This window comes from Dysgonomonas termitidis (assembly GCF_054657735.1).
The window spans coordinates 451,920-470,949 of sequence record NZ_BAAHYD010000001.1; the positions used below are offsets into that span (position 1 = coordinate 451,920).

Here is a 19,030-nt window from a genome sequence, read left to right on the forward strand (position 1 = left end):
CACAGGCTTATTCTTCATCCGGCTGCGATAAGCGTTTGAAGAGCACCGACTGTGTATTCAGTGCGCTTTTCTCTTCGTCGGCCAATGGACGCGGGAAGATATAGGGATAGAGGTTCTTCAGGTGGTTCAGCCTGTCGGCAGGGTCCTGAAGGGCCAGTATATCATCCATGATCTTATTGATAATATCCTCCTTTGTGAGCCTGCCGATCAGTGTATCCCTTAATTCCCTGCCCAGCAGGTTGGCACTCCCCCTGGGACGCCCGTTGGGATTGTTGGTAGTACCTTTCTTCAAACCGCTTTTTCCTTTTACTCCGGCCATATCATTTTTGTTAAATACAGGATTTACAAAAATAACCCGCCGCTATCGGCTTCCATACCACCGTAGCGGATACTTATTTACATCTACACATCTTTTTGCACAGGGAACAGCCAAAGACCGTATCAATCCCTTTATTTGCGGCTTAACAGTCCCGTATGGGCTTTTATAATCTATTTATCTTATAAACAACAGGCTATATGGCAGTAGATATGGGCAGCGCAGCCAGTGGCGCAGGAAAAGGAGCGGCAGCGGGGGCGGCCTTCGGGCCCTGGGGAGCTGTAATAGGCGGTGTGGTAGGTCTGGGTGCTTCCCTGATCGGGGGTAATAAGGCAGCCGGACAGCGCAAGCTGATGGAGGACTACCTGAACAGGCAGGATACGGAAAATAAATCATTTTATAACGCCAATGCTTTATCGGACTATACACAGCGGACGGATGTACAGAACCTGATGAAGCAGTTGAGGGACAACCTGGGCAGGCAGAATAAGACGATAGCCAATACGGCGGTTGTCACGGGAGCCACGCCGGAACAGCAGGCAGTAGCCAAAGAACAGGCCAATAAGGCTATCTCCGATACTTATGCGAATATCGGGGCAATGGGCCGGCAGTGGAAAGACCGTGTTACAGACCGTTATTTATCGCGCAGGGAAAGCATAGCCAACCAGCGCATGAATATCATGCAGGGCAAGGCTCAATCGGGAGAGAACCTGCAAAGCAACGGGCTGAATATGCTGGGTAATTCGGCGGGAAGCCTGCTAAGCATGTGGGGGAAGTAATTCAATAAAGTGAAAAACTAAAAGTGATAAGTGAAAAGTTATGGTTTATAAGTGCTTACTACTTTCAACTTCATTTTTCATTTTTAGTTCTTCGTTTAAGAATGTTCTTCGTTTTTCACTTATCACTTTTCATTTAAAAAAATATGATCTTGGACGATATACTGGTTAAGGACAAAAAGAAGGGTGTAAACACCTTTCTTCCTGTGGATGAGCAGGAGTTGGCAGTTAACAGTAAACAGTTAGCAGTAAACAGTCATCAGTTAACAGAGGGTTTTGATAATCTGCAAGCAACTACCGGGCAAAACGGGGACAATTTGCCAGCAACAGGACAGCAATATGAGGGTGTAACGGCAGCTAGACAAAGCAATCTGTTAGCAAACGGTAGCAACCCGGCAGCAGGAACAGCAACCCGGCAGGCAGTAAAATACCCAAATAAGCCGCAGGGACTGAATGACGGCGAGTATGAACACCTGCTTAAATACTTTACTCCCGAAGCGTTAATCAGGTTTACGGCCCCTTTCGATCCGGATGCAGGGGAAAATATATTGCAGCGTTACTATGAATCTGCCATACCCAAACCTGTTGCACCGGATGAAAAGAAAGTCAGGAACGCACAACTGATAGCTTCCATTGCCGACGGTATAGGCTTACTGTCCCAGATGTACAGCTATGGCAAAGGCGCACATGTGGAAAAACGTGATTACAGCCAATCCGCCCTGTCGCAAGCAACAGGCAGGGCCAAAGAACTGGAGAACCGCTATATGCAGCAATCCGCACGGTATAATGACGGCCTGTTCAATGCCCGCCTGAAAGATTTCCAACGGATGCTGGATGATTACAATACCGGAAAGAAGGGTATTCAGGGCGTCCTGGCAGCAAAACAAAAGCTGGATCAGGCGCAGGCCCAGTTCGAAGACAAACAACGCCTTGCCTATGATAAACTGGCGCAGGAGCAAGCAAACAAAGATAAAGACCGCAAAGTAAGGGAAGATAACCAGAAGAGCCTGGACAGCTACCGTAAAGCGATGGTAGCGCAGGGATGGTCGCGTGTTGGCGATGCTAAAAACAGGACGTCGGCATACGTGAAAAAGGTTTCTTCATCCGGTGGCGGTAAGAACACCGGCTACCGGATGGTGATCGAGGCTAATCCGGCTGATAGGGAAGCCGTCAGAGATAACCAACTGGGAGCGGATGTGCGCGTATTTGAAATGTCCAAAGGCGAAATAGACAGGTACACGCGGGAAGCATTGTCCGATCCGGCATTCAAAGCCAGATATCCGCAATATGACCGTAAGCCCGGACTACCGGGTGAAGCCCCCAGGTCATTTACCGAAAAAGAAAGGACGGATATAGCCGCCGCCTACTTGCAGGAACAGTATAACAACAGCTTTGCTTCAACTCCCGCCGCTCCTGATTATTCCGTCCCGTCGACAGGTGGAAGTAACACATACCGGCAATGGGAACAAAACAACCGGCTTCCGGGGTTTGGCAACAATGTTCCTCCTGCTACACAGCCTGTAGCGCCGTCAAGTCTTCCCGTACAGGCGGAAGAGGCGGAAGAGGCAGGGATACCGGAGGAAGAGGAAGAAGACGAAGAGTTCCCATCGGTGGGTAATATTGCTAATTTTTAAAAAGGAAACGTTTATGCCTGATAAATTTTATATAGACAGCAAAGGTAACATACGCCTGGTTCCGGAAGGAAAGGAACAAAAATTTCTGTCTAAATATCCCGGTTCGAGGGAAGCCACACGTAAGGAATTGTCCGATTTCGAGGACAGGCGGGTACAAAACGGCATATCAACCCCACGAGGGTCGGATATTCAGGACGGACAAGGCCGTTCTGCGGCTATAACTCCGGCAAATCAACCTTTAAATGGCTTTAACTCCGGTTTTGGGGCTAATCAACCTCAAAAAATGAAGACCAGGTTCAAAGATGGAACAGAAGGTTATGTCGATATTCCGGTAAACACAAATATTTCCCAATTAAAAGAGCCGGATCTGTCAGGAATTTCCGCATTTAAAGGTAAGCCGTTAAAAGAAACCATTAGTAATACCATGCAAAATATGCCCGTTAGCCCGGAAGCATACTTCGATATGTCCGTCGACAGGTACAGGCAGGAAAAAGACTGGGTAGAGCAGGTGAAGAACGACAGCAGCCTGTCCGAAAATGTAAAGCAATCCCTTATCAATGACTATCTGGCTAATACCCGTACTCCTGATTTAACGGTAGCAGATAAAGACCTGCCGCCTGCCGCTAAAGACTGGCTGGAGAGGAACAAGGTATCGAGGGAGCTAACACATTACAACCCTTCTGTTACGGGTGGCGGCTCTTATCCGACTACCGTAAAAGAGAATACCCCGGAACAAACCGCATTTATAAAAGACTATATCGCCAATAGTGAAGAAGGTAAACGCTATGCACAGGCACATAAGGAGTTTATAGGGCAATTAGAGGGTGATGCGGACATTCTGCTTAACCGGATTGAAAGTATAAGGGAAGCATCGGAGAAAAATAAGGAAGCATACGCCGGGCGGCACAATATAAGCGCATGGAGCCTGAAAGGAACCAATTACCGGAATGATGCCATACTCGGTAAAGCCGCCAACCTGCTAAAGAATACCAAACTGTTGTTATCTGCAAGCAAAGAAGGCGACGGATTCAGGAAAGGGCTACATCTGACAAATGAAGACCTGAAAGAACTGGCCGTATTGACAGAGAGCTTTTACAATGATAAAGCCCTGAATCAGGTTATCGACAAATACCAAAAGGCCCCCGGTTCGTTAAGCGAAGAAGAAGCCATCATTATACAGGCCAAATACATTGCCGATCAGATTAATGCAGGTGTCGATCCGGGTAGCTGGTACAATATAGGACAGACAACAAAACAGTCCCTTCCTTTTATGCGGGATTTTATGCTTACCGCTCCCATCGGCGGCGCGGCAGCCAGTGCCGTAAAAGGAGGCGCATCTGCATTAGCTGCAAAGACAGGGGCAAACCTGCTACTGTCACGTGGTATCGGAGGAACAGCTAGCAGCCTGGCAAAAGGAGCCATAGACCTCAGTGTACGCCCTGCCGTGCAGACAATGTTCTCCCCATCTTCTTATGCAATGGCTTATCAGGAGATGCAGGGACAGGCCGTGAACAAAGACGGACAGGGGAATATCATGTTCGGTAACAGGAAGTCACAAGGACAGGGTATGACTTCCGCATTTATCGAAAACCAGTCGGAGGTACTCGGCGAGGTCGTCCTCGATAAGCTGTTCCAGAAATTCAGAATACCCGTACCTGCTTTCTTAAAAACGAATGCAGCCAAAAGACTAAGCAGCGCGACAGGAATACAAGGCCCAATCACAGAATATGCAGAGGAAAAGTATGCAGACCTGGCAAATATAGTCAGGGGTGAACAAACGATAGAAGGCTTCTTCGATCCGCGTCAGAACCTGGAGACATTCGGGGCGGTGGCTATCATGCAGATACCCTTCTCTGCTATCAATGCTACAGGGTATGGAATAGGCAGGATAAGGGACGTACAGGCTAAACGCGCCATACGGCAAACATATGACAGATCGGCTGACAGCCTGAATAAGTATTTCGGGGAGGATGCACCGCAGGCTGCGCTTGCTTTCAATAAGCTGGTGGATAACAGCAGTGAGGAGGAACTCAAACAGGAACTCCTTTCCGTGGTCGGGGATGAGCGGCTGGATGATAACGGGAAAAGGGCCATTGTAGAATATGTGACTGCCTGTTCCGCCTATTCGGGAATGAATAAAGCCAAGCAGGAAGATATACAGCAGGCAGAACAACAAATGGCCTGGCTGGCAGATGAAAATATCAACCTGCAGATGAATGCCGTTGTATCCGCTGTTATCGCAGGCAACGGGAATCCGGTACAGGTTACCGGCGGGAACATCGTACAGCGTGAGGACGGGAGCATAGACAGTGAAGCATCGGACAAGCAGATATTTTATGTGGATGCGGAAGGGAACAAACAGGTAACATCTATTGACTTTATTGAAAGCATAGGGGAAAATATCCCGGCGCAGGATGCCATCGCCCAATTAATAGAGATGGAAACGGCAAATATCATATCCCGACAGGAGAATGAGGAAGTAAGGGAGTACCAGCCCGGAGAAACGGTAACGGCGGATGTAGCGGGTAACGGTATAACATTTACAGGAGAGGTAACAGGTATAACCCAAAGCGGCAACTATATCATCGTAAGCCCGGTTACAGGAGAGCAGGTAGAAGCAGAACCCCGTCATATCATCAACCAGGACAATATACAGGGCGTGGAAAACGGCTCGCTGGTCGAATACAGGAACGAGAGAGGCGAAAGGGTACAGGGCACTGTCAACGATGCTTACGGCCTGCGTCCGCAGGGTATGATGGACATCGACGGGAATGGTGTGCCTGTTGCCGGTATTATAGGACTGGTAAGTCAGTTAACGGTTAACAGTAAACAGTTAACACAGGAATCTGACAATTTGCAGGCAACTACCCCTGAAAGTGCAGACAACCTGCAAGCAACAGGGCAGCAAAATAAGGATATACCGGCAGGAGAACAAGACAATTTAACACCAGCAGGACAGATACCGAAGGATGAGAAAGGCAACCTGTTATTCGAACAGGCTCCCGTTGAGGCAACTATCGGGGCATTGAGCGAAGTATATAATGATACAGCCGAATTGTCGGGTGTTGTGGATGCTACTATCGGCAATATCCGGAAGCAGATAGATAAGGCTAAGGCTCCCAAACCTACCGGTGATATAAACAAGGATATTGCCGGTAAGCGTGCTGCCAATCAGCAGTTGGAAGAACTGAACAACCGCCTGTCGTATTGGGAAGAGGTCAGAAAAGCTATACAGGAGAGCAAACCTCTCAGGCAGCAAATAACCGAACAGTTGACAAATGTATCGAATGATAATAATATAAGTTTTAATGAGCCGGAGAATAATGAAAAGAGGGTTGAACTGGGAGACAGCATATTTACCCCTGATAATTCATCTGTACCGGATGAAACAGCCGGAGACGAAGCAGAAAAATCTTCCCCTGCATTCGGAGCTAATAACAAACTCGTATCCACCGAAAGATATGAAGAGCTAAAAAAGCGGATGCGCGATAAGCTGAACAACCTGAATATAGGTATCGACCCGGAGTTATTTGCCATCGGCGCGGAAATGGCGGTATATAATATTGAAGCGGGCGCACGGAAGTTTGCAGATTTTGCGGGCCGGATGATAGATGACCTGGGCGACAATATCCGTCCCTACCTGAAAGCATTCTACGAAGGAGCCCGGCAAATGCCCGGTATGGAAACCATCCGGGAAGAAATGGATAGTTTTCAAATTGTAAACTCCTTCGATGTGGATAGCATCAGAACTGGAGAAGAAGCATCCCCAATAAACCGGGAAGAAATCGAATCATTTGCCGGAGTTTTAGCTAATGACATACTATCCCGGCCAGAGAGCCTTGAAAAATATTTCAATAATGACAGGCAGAAGCAGGACATTGTCTTCGACAGCCTGTTCGGTTCAGCCATGCTGAACCACCGGAAAGAGCATGTCTCTGCCTATAAACAGTTTGTAGAGCATGAAGAGTTTAGCCGGGAGCTAAAAAACAAAGTAAAATCACTGTTAAATGAATACGGACAACGAAGAAAAAACGAAAAACCCGTTACAGGAAACGCGGAAACTATTGTCAGAGAGCTGAATAATCATTACCTTAGAAGCGGTTTAGACACCGAAAAAGAGCAGGAGGAAGCAGCAGGGCATCCGGCTGAAAGTGAACAACGGCTTACTCCTGCTTTTGACGAGGAAAAACCAATAAACGGAACGGATATATTAACCGGCGGTGACGATTTTATAAAGAACCATATTGTCACCGGAACTATAGCTAAAACAGATGTACAAACCAGACAGGACAGTAACAAGAATAATACTGGAAGATTACCAGACCGTATGCGCCAAAGCGCGGGTGGAATGGATGATCGTGCACCAGCCGGAGGAACTGTACCGGATGATGCAGGACGATACGCTGAAAGACTTCCTGAACAAGATCGGACAGGACGGGATGAGGGCGGAGAGGCAGATGATAAACAGCGGGATGAGTCCGGAGGAAGCCGAGTACCTGGCCATCAACAGGGTGGGACTGCCCTACGACCTGACGGAGATGGAAGAACCGGAACCGGAGGGCGAACCGCTGAGCCACGAAAAGACACGGGAAGTGGAGGAATACCTGGGGATCATCCTGTATTAAACCGTAACAATTTCAGGACCGGTGATAAGGACAACATCGTTCCTAAAGGCGCAGTATCAAAGATAAGGGCCAATATAAAGGCCATCGGGCTGCTCAAGAAGCTCGAAGAAGAAGGCAGGGATGCCACGGACAATGAAAAACAGATACTTTCCCAATACTCCGGCTGGGGCGGCCTGGCCGAAGTTTTAAATACCACACGCAAAGGGGAATCCTCCTGGCGGGAAAAATACGGAGAATACCACGACCGGATTATAAGTTTACTAACTCCCGAAGAATTTACGGCAGCCGAAAACTCGACCATCAACGCCCACTATACCAGCGGCGGCATTATCGCTGAAATGTGGAAGCTGGCGGAAAGGCTGGGCTTTAAAGGCGGCAGGGTCTTGGAGCCCGCCCTGGGTACGGGAAACTTTTTCGGCCTGATGCCGGAGCATATTTCCTCAAAATCATCGCTCAGGGCCTATGAACTGGACAGCATCACAGGCCGGATAGCCGCTAAATTATATCCCGATGCCCGGATACAGGTAAAAGGCTATGAAGAATCGAAAGACCGGGATACAGACCTTATCATCACGAATGTCCCTTTCGGACAGAAGGCCCCCTATGACAGCGCGAACAGGGATATCTGCGACTTTTCACTGCATAACTACTTTATCGCAAAGGGTATAAAGCAGCTTGCGCCGGGAGGCCTGGGGCTTTTTATCACCTCGAAAAGCACGATGGACAGCGCGGCCTCGGCAAAATTACGGGAATGGGTGACAACCAAAGGCTATGCCGACCTGATAGGAGCAATCCGCCTGCCGAATACCGCCTTTTCTGAAAATGCCGGGACGGAAGTAACAACCGACATCCTTGTATTCAGGAAAAGGGACAGTGAAAAGCCAGGCCGTTATGCAAAGGATTTCCGGTTTACCAACGATATCAAAGAGGTAAAGATGCGGGACGGCTCGCCGACCGTAATAGAAGCGAACGAATACTTTGCGCAGAACCCGGATATGATGCTGGGGGAATTAAAGCTGGCCTATGAAGACAACAAGGGAGGCCTGTACTCCGGCGACGATGTGACACTGGCTCCGCACAGGGGGCAGGACTTAATCAAAGCCCTGGATGAAGCCATCCGGTCTTTTCCTGCCGGTATCTCGGATATCGAAAACGCAAACTTCAATGAAAAAGCAGAATCGGGAGAAAAGGAGGGCACAATGGTCGACAGGGACGGCCATATCTATGAGGTAATAGACGGGGAACTGTCCGTACCCGGATGGATCAATGAGAATACCACAACTGTCCGCAATAAAAAAGTACCCAGGGTGAAAGTCGCCCGGCATTACCTGCGGATAAAGGATATAGCAGGTAAGCTGATAGATGCCGAAAGGGAAGACAAGGACAACATCGAAGAACTGAGGGCGGAACTTAACCGGGAATATGACAGTTTCTACAATGAATACGGCAGGTTCAATGATAACATAAAACTCCGCTTCCTGGTCGATACCGATGTCGAATACAATACGGTATTTGCATTGGAGAAAGTAAAAAGAATCAAGGAAGTAGACAGCCAGGGAAATGAAAAAACTATAACGGATATAGGGAAAGCGGATATATTCAGTAAACGCATCCTGTTTCCGGTACGGGAACCCGTCCAGGCAGATAATATAGCGGATGCCCTTGAAATCTCGCTTTCATACAGGGGATCGCTCGACCTGAACTATATAGCCGGATTAACGGGCTTATCCGCTGATGAGGCAAAAGAGAAACTAAGGGATGAGGGGCTGGCCTTTACCAATCCATCCACAAGCCTGCTGGAAGACAGGGACAGCTACCTGTCGGGTTATGTGCGCAGCAAATACTACGAGGCGCTGGAAGCAGCCCGGACAGAGCCGGAGTTTGAGCGGAACGTAAAGGCGCTGGAGCCTGTCATACCGAAGGATATCCCCGGAACGCAGATAAAGATACGTTTAGGCTCCACATTCATTCCGGATAAATACTATGAGGAGTTTGCCAGGGAGAAGCTGAAAGCAGATGCTAAAATCGCTTACCGTCCGGAATTGAACAAGTATGTCGTACAGTTAAATTCCGGCAGGGACAGTGCGGAGAACAAAACGACCTACGGGACATCGTATTTCTCCGGTATCCAGTTGATTGAAAAAGGGCTGAACCTGAAACAGCCTGTCGCTTTCGATATATTCTACGAAGGCGGGCAGCCCAAAAGGATAAAGAACCAGGAAAAGACCGCCGAAGCCCAGGCGATGCTTTCATCCATAGCCGACCTGTTTGTCAATTACATCTACGACAATGAGCAGGCCATGTCCGAAATCGAGCGGGTATATAACGACAAGTACAACGACTATGTCGAAAAATCCTACTCTGTACCCGGTATCGTGCATTATCCGGGCGCGAATAAGGACATTACATTAAGGCAGCACCAGAAAAGGGCGGTATCCAGGGGACTGAGGGACTCCGTACTGCTGGCACACCAGGTAGGCACGGGCAAGACCTTTACCAAGATCACCATTGCAATGGAGATGCGCAGGCTGGGAATAGCAAAAAAACCAATGATAGCCGTACAGAATGCGACCCTTGAACAGTATGTCGCTTCTTTCAGGGCCCTGTATCCGGGCGCAAATATCCTTGCCCCGACAAAAAAGATGATGGACGCGAAGAACCGCACGCGCCTGTTCTCCCTGATCGCTTACGGTGATTACGACGCGGTTATCATCCCCCATTCCTTCCTGTATATGATACCCGATGACCCGCAACGGCAACGGGATTACCTGAACGAGCAGATTGCGGAGCTGCAAAACGTACTGTCCGACGTAAACGAAGACCAGGACAGGGTATTGCATGAAGAGCTTACCCGGAAAATAGAGCAGTTGCAGGAATCGCTCGATGAGATAGACAATCCGGGTAAGGAGAAAAAAAGTAAAAAGGGAAAGAAAGTAAAGGACAAGGCCAAAAAGCAACTGGGAGTAGTCCGCCGGATAACACGGCAGGCAGACCGCAGGACAGACAATGTCCTGACCTTTGAGAAAATGGGCGTGGACGCCCTGATAGTCGATGAAGCCCACAACTTCAAGCGTCTGGGGCTGATTACGAAAATGGGCAGCGTCAAGGGAATAGATACAAGCGGAAGTAAAAGGGCCTACGGCGTCTATATGAAAGTCCGCTATATCCATGAACGCACGGGAGGGAAGAATATCGTATTCGCCACAGGCACGCCGATCACCAATACAATGGCCGAAGCCTGGACGATGATGCGGTATATAGAGCCCGATGTGCTGGAGAAATACGATATCGGGTCGTTCGACCGCTTCGCCACCACCTTCGGGAGCGTCGAGCCCTCCCTTGAATTTACGGCTACCGGGAACTTTAAGGTGGTAGACCGCTTCAAGTCCTTTATCAATGCGCCGGAACTGTTTACGGCCTTCCGGGTAAAAGCCGATGTTGTCCTGACGGAGGATATACCGGAGTTTAAGGAAGGCAATACCATCCCTAAGCTGAAAGGCGGCAGCTTTACACAGGTAATCGTTCCACAGAGTAGCTTGCTGGTAGAGGTCATGAACCAACTGAAGGACAAGATGAAGTGGTGGGAGAACCTTAGTCCGAGGGAAAAGAAGAAAAACAGGAGTGTGCCGATAGTCGTATTCGGGAGGGCTAAGCAGGCGGCTATCGACCTGCGGCTTATCAATCCGGCCCTGCCCGACGATCCGGAAAGCAAAACGAACCGGGTCATCGCCGAAGTAAAACGCATATATGATGCCAGCAGTCACTACAGGGGTACGCAACTGATATTTTCCGACCTGTTCCAGTCCTCCGCGAAAATACCCGGCAAACGCTTCAACCTCTATGAAGACATAAAGGAAAAGCTGGTTGCCTTGGGCATACCGGAGCATGAGGTCGCCATCATCCACGACTATGACGAAAAGAACAGGGAAAAGCTGTTCGAGCGGGTGAACGAGGGCCTGGTACGCATCGTTATCGGCAATACCGAGAAAATGGGTGTCGGTGTGAATATGCAGAAACGGGCCGTAGCCCTCCACCACATCGACGCGCCTGCCAGGCCGATGGACTTCGAGCAGCGAAACGGCAGGATACTCAGGCAGGGCAACCTCCATGCACAGATGGGCATCCCTGTCGAGGTGCTGACCTACGGCGTGGAGAAGACGCTGGATGCGACGGCCTATCAACGCCTGGCTATCAAGCAGTCCTTTATCAACCAGGTGATGAAAGGCGACAGCCTGGACAGGGAGATATCGGACGAGGCGGAAGAAGACAGCCCGTCGGACATGGATTTTATGCAGATGATGGCGGTGTTATCCGGCAGCAAGTATGCGCAGCTCCATTTCCTGAAATCGGCGGAGCTGAAAAAGCTGGAGACGGCGGAAAGGAACCATTTGAGGCGGCAGGTGGAAATCAACAAGCAAATAAAGGATTATACGGTTTATAAGGAATACAGGGAGGTGGAACTGGAAACCCTGAACCGGGTAAAATCACTGCTGGATACTTATTTCCCCGAAGGAAAGATCACATCGGTCACCATAAACGGTAAAAAACAGGACGAAAAATTAGCGGTAGCCATCGACGAAGCAATAAACGACTATAAAAAAACCTTTGTATCCGCCCTGAAAACACATATGGAGATGCCTGCCCTGGAAGTCAGGTTCAACAGCTATCCCCAGGCGATGGAACTGGATTATATCGACCTGATAAACGACAACTTCCGGTATTTCTATAAAACGGGCGATTATGCCATGAAAGGTATGATACAGACCGGGGCAGGCCTGTTGAACTCCCTGCGCAGCAGGATCGCTAATATCCCCGGTGAAATACAGGAGGCAAAAGATAAGATAGGGTTTTACGGAACGAATATCCCCGTACTGAAATCGGAACTGCTGAAACCCTTCGACAAGGGGGAAAAACTTGAACACTTACGGAAAGAAATAGCGGAGATAGCGGAGAAGATGAAAGCCGAAGTGGTTACAGACAAAAAAGAAGCATCCGCAACAGGAAGAACCATCGACAGCAGCATGATCGACCTGGAGGCGACGGAAGAAGGGGAAGACGGCGAAGTGGTAAGTTACGGTAATGAAGGAGAGAAGGCGAACGGTACGGATTACAGGTCAAATGAAGAGGACGGGGAGGAAGATGAGGAAACGGAAGACACAGTATATCCCGGAGAAGAAAAGGATGTCAATAATACGGATATTGAAGAAACACAGGAGGGTATTATAGATACTGTAAGCCCGTACAAACATACCCAAACGGGACAGCTATTCTATTTAGCCAGGATAAAGGCACAGGTTCCGGCCCCGGTATTTTCAGGCCTGAAGGACAAGGCAAAAAGCCTTAACGGTTCATGGAGCCGCTTTGCAAAAGGATTTCTTTTTGAGGATGAAAGCAAAGCGAATGAGTTCAGGAACAGGGCTAATAGCAGTGGGGATATAAGAAGGCAGGCTTTATCTTCCGGTAGCTTCCGGAGTATCACTGCTGAAAGGTTCGGCAGATTGATTGATAAGTTAAACCGGACAGGTTTAGCCGTCGATGTGGTATCAGATGAGGATATAAGAAACAATCCAGAGATAAAGGACACACAGGGCAATGTCTACGGCTATGTAACCCCGGATGGCGTCATTCACCTGGATGTTACCCGGATGAACGCCAATACGCCTGTACATGAATTCGGACATTTGTGGAACTCTTTTATAAAAGAAAACAATCCTGAATTGTGGAAAAAGGGGGTGGAACTGATAAAAGAATCGGATTACTGGCAACGTGTAAATGATATTCCTGCTTATAAAAATCTATCAGAGGAAGCCAAAGTTGATGAGGCTCTTGCAATGGCTATCGGCGATAAGGGAGAATCGGTATTTCATAAGCAAAATGACCTGTCGTTATACATGCGTGTAAAAGGCTGGCTGTATGATGTGTGGAGCACTATATCGAAGAAGCTGGGCATATCTCCTGGTAAGCGTCAGGTAACTATTGAGGATATGTCCTTATCTGATTTTACAGACAGGGCTGTCAGGGATTTGTTCGGAGGGGAAAGATTGGTTGATAATCCTGTACAATCAGAAGAAACAAGAATGCAGTCGGTTAACGACATAGCCACTGCTACCAATTCTGCCATGACAGCAGCGGCACGCCGCCAACTGGACGGCAGGCTAAAGAATTTCCGCTTCCGTATCCGCGAAGCATGGGAAGACAGGCATCTGGCGGTAAAAGAGTTCCTGGACGTTCTCCGCAGGCATGGAACCGATATTGCCGGATATAACGACTATTACAAGCAGGCCACCCATATAAACGGCAAGATAGATGCAGGGTTGGAGAATTACAATGAAAAATTCCAGAAGCCATTGAATAAAGCTGTCGGCGAACTGGAAAAAGCAGGCTTCGATTACCGCGCCATCGAGAACTATGCCATACTCAAACACGGGCTGGAACGGAATAAATGGATGAAAGAGGATGCTGTCAGGCGGTATGCGGAACGGTATCCGGATGCCACGCCGCAGCAACTCGGACGCTTTGAGATAAACCTGCCGGATGATTTCTCCGGGATTACGGCTGTAGAGGCAGAAGTGGGAACACATGCCGAAGGGTTTATCGCTGAATTTGAGCACAAGGCAGGGGAAGAACTTATATATCATTTCTGGAAGAGCGTTAAGAATGCCACCCTGTTCTCCATAGGCAAACAGCTTGAGGGCGGGCTGATAGACAAAAAGACCTATGACGAACTGGCTGGCAGGTATGACTATTATATCCCCCTGCGCGGGCATGATGACGAAACGGCGGAGGACAGGTGGGACTACAGCCCCAATATGGGGACATACTTTGTCGCCCCGCTTATCAGGGCTAAAGGACGGAGGACACGCTCGGAAAGCCCCCTGGCCTTTATCTTCTCAATGGCTCAAAGCGCGGTCAGCTCCGCCAACAGGAATATCCTGAACCAGACAATACTGCGGCTGGCGTTAAAAGACAAGACAGGACTGCTCGGAGTAAATAAGGCCTGGTATATGCAAACCGGGCTGAATGAAGACGGCGTCCCTGTCTATGAGATACAGGCTCCCGCCTACTCTGAAAATACGGATCAGTACAGGATAAATATAGAGGAATTTGAGGAACGGATGCAAAAATTACAGGAGCAGGGGCTGGCTGTACAAAACCGGGGGAAACTGGATATAGGGGGACTGTTTATCAAAAAGACACAGGCCAGCCAGCACGTAGTATATGTTTCACAGAACGGGGCCGAATATGCCGTGTATATCAATGGCAATCCTGCGGTAGCCCGTGCCATTAATGGGATAAATGCAAAAGATTTACATAAGGATTTGCGGTTTATAGCAAAAGTATCAAGACAGATGGCAGCCAACTTTACAACCCGCAACCCTATATTCGTAGCGACAAATTTTTCACGCGACTATATTTTTGCATCTTCCATACTTGGCGTTAAGGAAGATGCTAAGTATGCCCTGCAATTCCAGAGCAATATACCCCGTTCGGCAGGCGCATTGCAACGCTATATCAGGAATAAAGCGGACTTATCGGAAAAAGCAGACCGCTATGTTATCGAATATATTATGAACGGGGGTAAGACGGGATTCTCACATCTGGTGGAACTCGATGCAGTCCGCAGGAAAATAGAGCGGGAAATAAAAAAAGGGGATAGTAAAAGCGTATTGCGTACTTTCCTCGATGCGCTGGAAGGATGCAATGAGTTTGCAGAGAACCTCTCCCGGCTGTCCGTCTATATTACCAGCAGGGAACAGGGACGCCCTGTCGTGCAATCCATATCGGACGCCAAGGAAGTAACGGTAAACTTTAACCGGAACGGCGCGGGCGGATATGGCGCGGCATGGTTCAGGAGTTTATACCTGTTTGTGAATGCAGGTATCCAGGCCTTATCGAACTTTGCAAAGGTAGCACAGAAGAATAAGGGTAAAACAGCTATCCTTGTATCTTCCTATGCCATGTCGGGATTTTTAATGCCGCTGCTTACTGCACTGACCGGAGGGGATGACGGACTGGACGATTATATGAAGCTAAGCGACTGGGAAAGGCAGAATAACCTGTGTATCTATACAGGCAGCGGATTTGTAAAAATTCCCCTCCCCCATGAACTGCGTGTCTTCCATGCAATGGGGGATAATATCTACCAGGCAGTTTTCGGAAGAAAAGATATAGCAGAAACATTGCCTGATGTCATCCTGTCGTTTTCCGACCTGATCCCGGCCAATCCGGCAGGTTCGATCCGGGGAAGCTGGGCGGATATGATGCCGGATGCGGTAAAGCCGTTCTTCCAGTTGAAAGCGAACAGGAACTATACGGGCGGCAGGATAACCAATGAATGGGCGGATGAAAACAAGCCCGGATATTTGCGTATCAGAACCAATAAGAAAGGAGAACCCTATGCGCCTGCATTCTTAGTAAAGTTAGGAGAATCATTAGACAAGGCCACAGGCGGGGATGGTGTGGAGAAAGGTATCGTCAGCTTTAATCCCGATGAGGTGAATCACCTTATACACGGGTATTTCGGGGGACTGTATGCAACGGGTATGCAGGTGCTGGATATGTCATACAAGGCTTATGACTGGACGGACACCGGGGAACTTAAACTGAAAGTACGCGAAACACCGTTAAAAACATTCTACACCTCCGGAAGCGATTTAATGACGGCAGGCAGCGGTTTGAACCCGAAGTATTTTAAAATAGCGGACGATATGCAGGAGACACGGCGCAAAGTGAAAGGATATAAGGAGCAGGCTCAGAAAGGAGACCTGACAACAGAGGAATTTGCCGCCAAAATAAACAGTTTTAGCCCGGATATCGAGAGGTACAAGCGTATCTACCCGTATATAAAACAAATCAGGAAGTATGAAAGCGCATTGAAGGAACTGGACGGGGAAGAACAGAAAGAAGCGGAAAAGATAATTGCCAACCTTAAGAAAGAAGTGGTTCAAATGTATTAGCCTGACCAAAATTCCCAAACAATCAACAGGTAAATAACTTTTTGCACCGGGAACATACCCGTTCCTGCATAATTGGTTTATTCGCTTCAAAAATTATTAACGACCTCTTGTTTATGTCAGAAGCGAAAAAAGTAAACCTGAAAATAGCGGCTAAGTATTTCCCACAAAAGGGAAGGGAAAAGATAGATACCGTAAGCGGCGGCACATTCAAAAAAAACGACCATGTACTGACGGATGCCTATACGGCATGGGCTGCACTGGATAAGTTCAGGAACAATGCCAGGCGCAACAAGAAATATACATTCGAAGACCAGTGGGGCGACCATATACGGGTCGGCTGCAAGACAGTCACGGAACGCCAGCATATACTGAACCAGGGAGGCGTGCCTTTACAGAACAACCGTATGCGCTCCATCATGCGCTCGGTAGTCGGGGTGTTCCAGTCCACACAGACCGAACCGGTATGCGTCTCCCGTGACAGGGACGAACAGGGGAAGGGCGAGATGATGTCGGCAACCCTGCAATATGTATACCAGTTAAATAAGCTCTGGGGGCTGGACAGCGTAAACCTGCAATACTTCCTGTTCTCCGGCATCGGTATTTTCAAAAGCGTGTATGGCTGGCGCAACGGCAAGATGGATGTATGGAACGACCTTGTCAACTACAACGATTTCTTTGTAGACCCGGACATGAAAGACCCCCGGCACAGCGATTGCCATCTGGTAGGACAGTTGCACGATAAGTCCATCCACCAGGTAATGGCGCAGTTTGCCGGCGGCTCTCCCCAAAAGGCCGGATGGATAAGGGATATCTACGGGAGGTGCAGGGATGAGGAAGCCACCGTTACTTATGTAGCCGATACCCTGCACCAGGATATAAACGAAAGCAAGAATTTCTTTATGCCTGCCAATCCCGCACAATGCAGGGTTATCGAGATATGGAAAAAGGAATACAAGGAAAGGCTCCTTGTACATGATACGCTGACGGGAGAGTTTTACAAGGAGGAACTAAGCGCAAAGGCAGGCTTCGATACGGAAAACAATATCAGGATACAGCAGCAGACGGCACAGGGCATTGCTCCGGGCGATATGCGGCTGATAGACTATAAATGGTTTATCGATGAATACTGGTATTTTTATTACATGACCCCGCAGGGGGATGTACTCAAAGAGGGCGAAACGCCTTACTGGCATGAATCGCACCCCTTCTCATTCAAGATATACCCCTTTATAGACGGGCAGGCCTTCCCGTTCATCGGGGACTTTATCGACCAGCAACGCTATATCAACAGGCTGATAACCTTACAGGACTTTGTTATGCTGGCTTCCGCCAAGGGAGTGCTGCTGTTTCCTGAAGATTCGCTCCCCACAGGTTATACAATGGACGATATCGCGGACAGTTGGGCCGTATATAACGGGGTGATCGCATACAAGCCCGCCGCACACGGGAAAATACCGCAGCAGGTCATCGCCAATTCGTCACAGACGGGAGCATACGATATGCTTTCCATACAGTTGAAACTGCTGGAAGATATATCGGGCGTGCAGGGCGCGCTACAGGGCAAAGCTCCCGCTGCCGGAACGCCTGCCTCCCTGTATTTGCAACAGACACAAAATTCCACGACATCCCTGACCGAGATATACGAGGCATTCAGGGAACTGAGGGAAGAAAGGGATATGAAAAATATGAAGCTGATACAGCAGTTCTATCCCGACAGGAAATACATCAACCTGAACAGGAATAATGCGAGCCCGGAATCTATCGTATATGATGCGAAGCTGGTGCGCGACGCGGAGATAGACCTGAATATAACCGAAAGCACATCCACGCCTGCATACCGGATGGTAATGAACGACTTCCTGATGCAGATGTTCCAGTTGGGGCAGATAGATATAGAGCAGTTGCTTGAAAACGGGGCTTTCCCCTTTGCCGACAAGCTGCTCCAGTCCATCAAGGCCAAAAGGATGGAAGCGGAGCAGGCGCAAGAGAACATGATGCTGGGCCGGGCAGTACAACCTGCCGGACAGGGAGTCGTACCGCAGGATATACAGCAGCAGATCGCACGGAATACGAATCCGCTGATACAAAACATGTTGAACAATAACAAGAAGGTTGCCTGATGAAACTGCTTACATTTATATTTTCACATGAACAGGTGTTCCGGGCGGTAAAGCAGGAATCGTCCCAGCTTGCCGTCAGGAGGCAGGATAAGAACGGTAATCCCCTGTTTGAGCAGCTTGTTTTCGATGAGGCTTACCTGCCCAGGTTCAGGGAATTATTTTTTCATGCGCAGGGACAGGTTGCCCCTGTACTGGCAGCATATCAAAAGGACATACCCGTCAATGTGTCTTATTTTGAAAGGGCGGATTTTACAACGGACAGGGATTATATTGTATATCTGGGCATGGACGATGATTTTAATATGCATATGGCAAGACCTGTAGAGGATTACATCTTCCATTTTATAAAAGACTGGATCATGTACGAATGGCTAAAGGATAAAAGCCCGGACGATGCATCCGTTTATTTGGCTGGCACAGGGAAATACAGGACGGATATAATGATCGGACTGGCGCAAAAGATAAATGTAAGGAGGCGAAGGGGGTATTGGTTTTAAGTGAAAAGTGAAAAATGAAAAATGAAAAATTAAGAATGAAGAATGAAAAGTGAATTAGTGGGCCTTCATACAAAAAGTAACAGGGGTGTAAATAAGTATCCGTGC

General features: G+C 48.6%; 6 protein-coding genes. 5 read left to right on the plus strand and 1 reads right to left on the minus strand.

The annotated features are described in order from the left end of the window. Positions 1-7: 7 nt before the first annotated feature. On the minus strand, positions 8-319 hold the full coding sequence (locus ACYQ3L_RS01830) for a hypothetical protein (protein WP_380002113.1): 312 nt from the start codon (positions 317-319) through the stop codon (positions 8-10). Positions 320-516: 197 nt separating this feature from the next. Here ACYQ3L_RS01830 and ACYQ3L_RS01835 point away from each other — a divergent pair, with 197 nt between their 5' ends. The 5 genes from ACYQ3L_RS01835 (at position 517) to ACYQ3L_RS01855 (ending at position 18,925) form a co-directional block, all read left to right on the plus strand. Further along, positions 517-1,095 (plus strand): hypothetical protein, encoded by a 579-nt coding sequence (locus ACYQ3L_RS01835; protein WP_380002111.1) that lies wholly within the window; start codon positions 517-519, stop codon positions 1,093-1,095. Positions 1,096-1,238: 143 nt separating this feature from the next. Next, positions 1,239-2,726, plus strand: a complete 1,488-nt coding sequence (locus ACYQ3L_RS01840) for a hypothetical protein (protein ID WP_380002109.1) — start codon at positions 1,239-1,241, stop codon at positions 2,724-2,726. A 13-nt stretch (positions 2,727-2,739) separates the two neighbouring features. After that, positions 2,740-16,308, plus strand: coding sequence for an LPD38 domain-containing protein (locus ACYQ3L_RS01845; RefSeq protein ID WP_459952270.1), 13,569 nt, complete (start codon positions 2,740-2,742; stop codon positions 16,306-16,308). Positions 16,309-16,421: 113 nt separating this feature from the next. Further along, positions 16,422-18,428 (plus strand): portal protein, encoded by a 2,007-nt coding sequence (locus ACYQ3L_RS01850; RefSeq protein WP_380002072.1) that lies wholly within the window; start codon positions 16,422-16,424, stop codon positions 18,426-18,428. Then, positions 18,428-18,925 (plus strand): hypothetical protein, encoded by a 498-nt coding sequence (locus ACYQ3L_RS01855; protein ID WP_380002070.1) that lies wholly within the window; start codon positions 18,428-18,430, stop codon positions 18,923-18,925. Before ACYQ3L_RS01850 ends, ACYQ3L_RS01855 begins: the two co-directional genes overlap by 1 nt. The last annotated feature ends 105 nt before the right edge of the window (positions 18,926-19,030 follow it).

Coding starts and splice junctions, on each gene's coding strand:
- ACYQ3L_RS01835 (WP_380002111.1), top strand. CDS start 517: ATGGCAGTAGATATGGGCAGCGCAGCCAGTGGCGCAGGAAAAGGAGCG.
- ACYQ3L_RS01845 (WP_459952270.1), top strand. CDS start 2,740: ATGCCTGATAAATTTTATATAGACAGCAAAGGTAACATACGCCTGGTT.
- ACYQ3L_RS01855 (WP_380002070.1), top strand. CDS start 18,428: ATGAAACTGCTTACATTTATATTTTCACATGAACAGGTGTTCCGGGCG.
- ACYQ3L_RS01830 (WP_380002113.1), bottom strand. CDS start 319: ATGGCCGGAGTAAAAGGAAAAAGCGGTTTGAAGAAAGGTACTACCAAC.
- ACYQ3L_RS01840 (WP_380002109.1), top strand. CDS start 1,239: ATGATCTTGGACGATATACTGGTTAAGGACAAAAAGAAGGGTGTAAAC.
- ACYQ3L_RS01850 (WP_380002072.1), top strand. CDS start 16,422: ATGTCAGAAGCGAAAAAAGTAAACCTGAAAATAGCGGCTAAGTATTTC.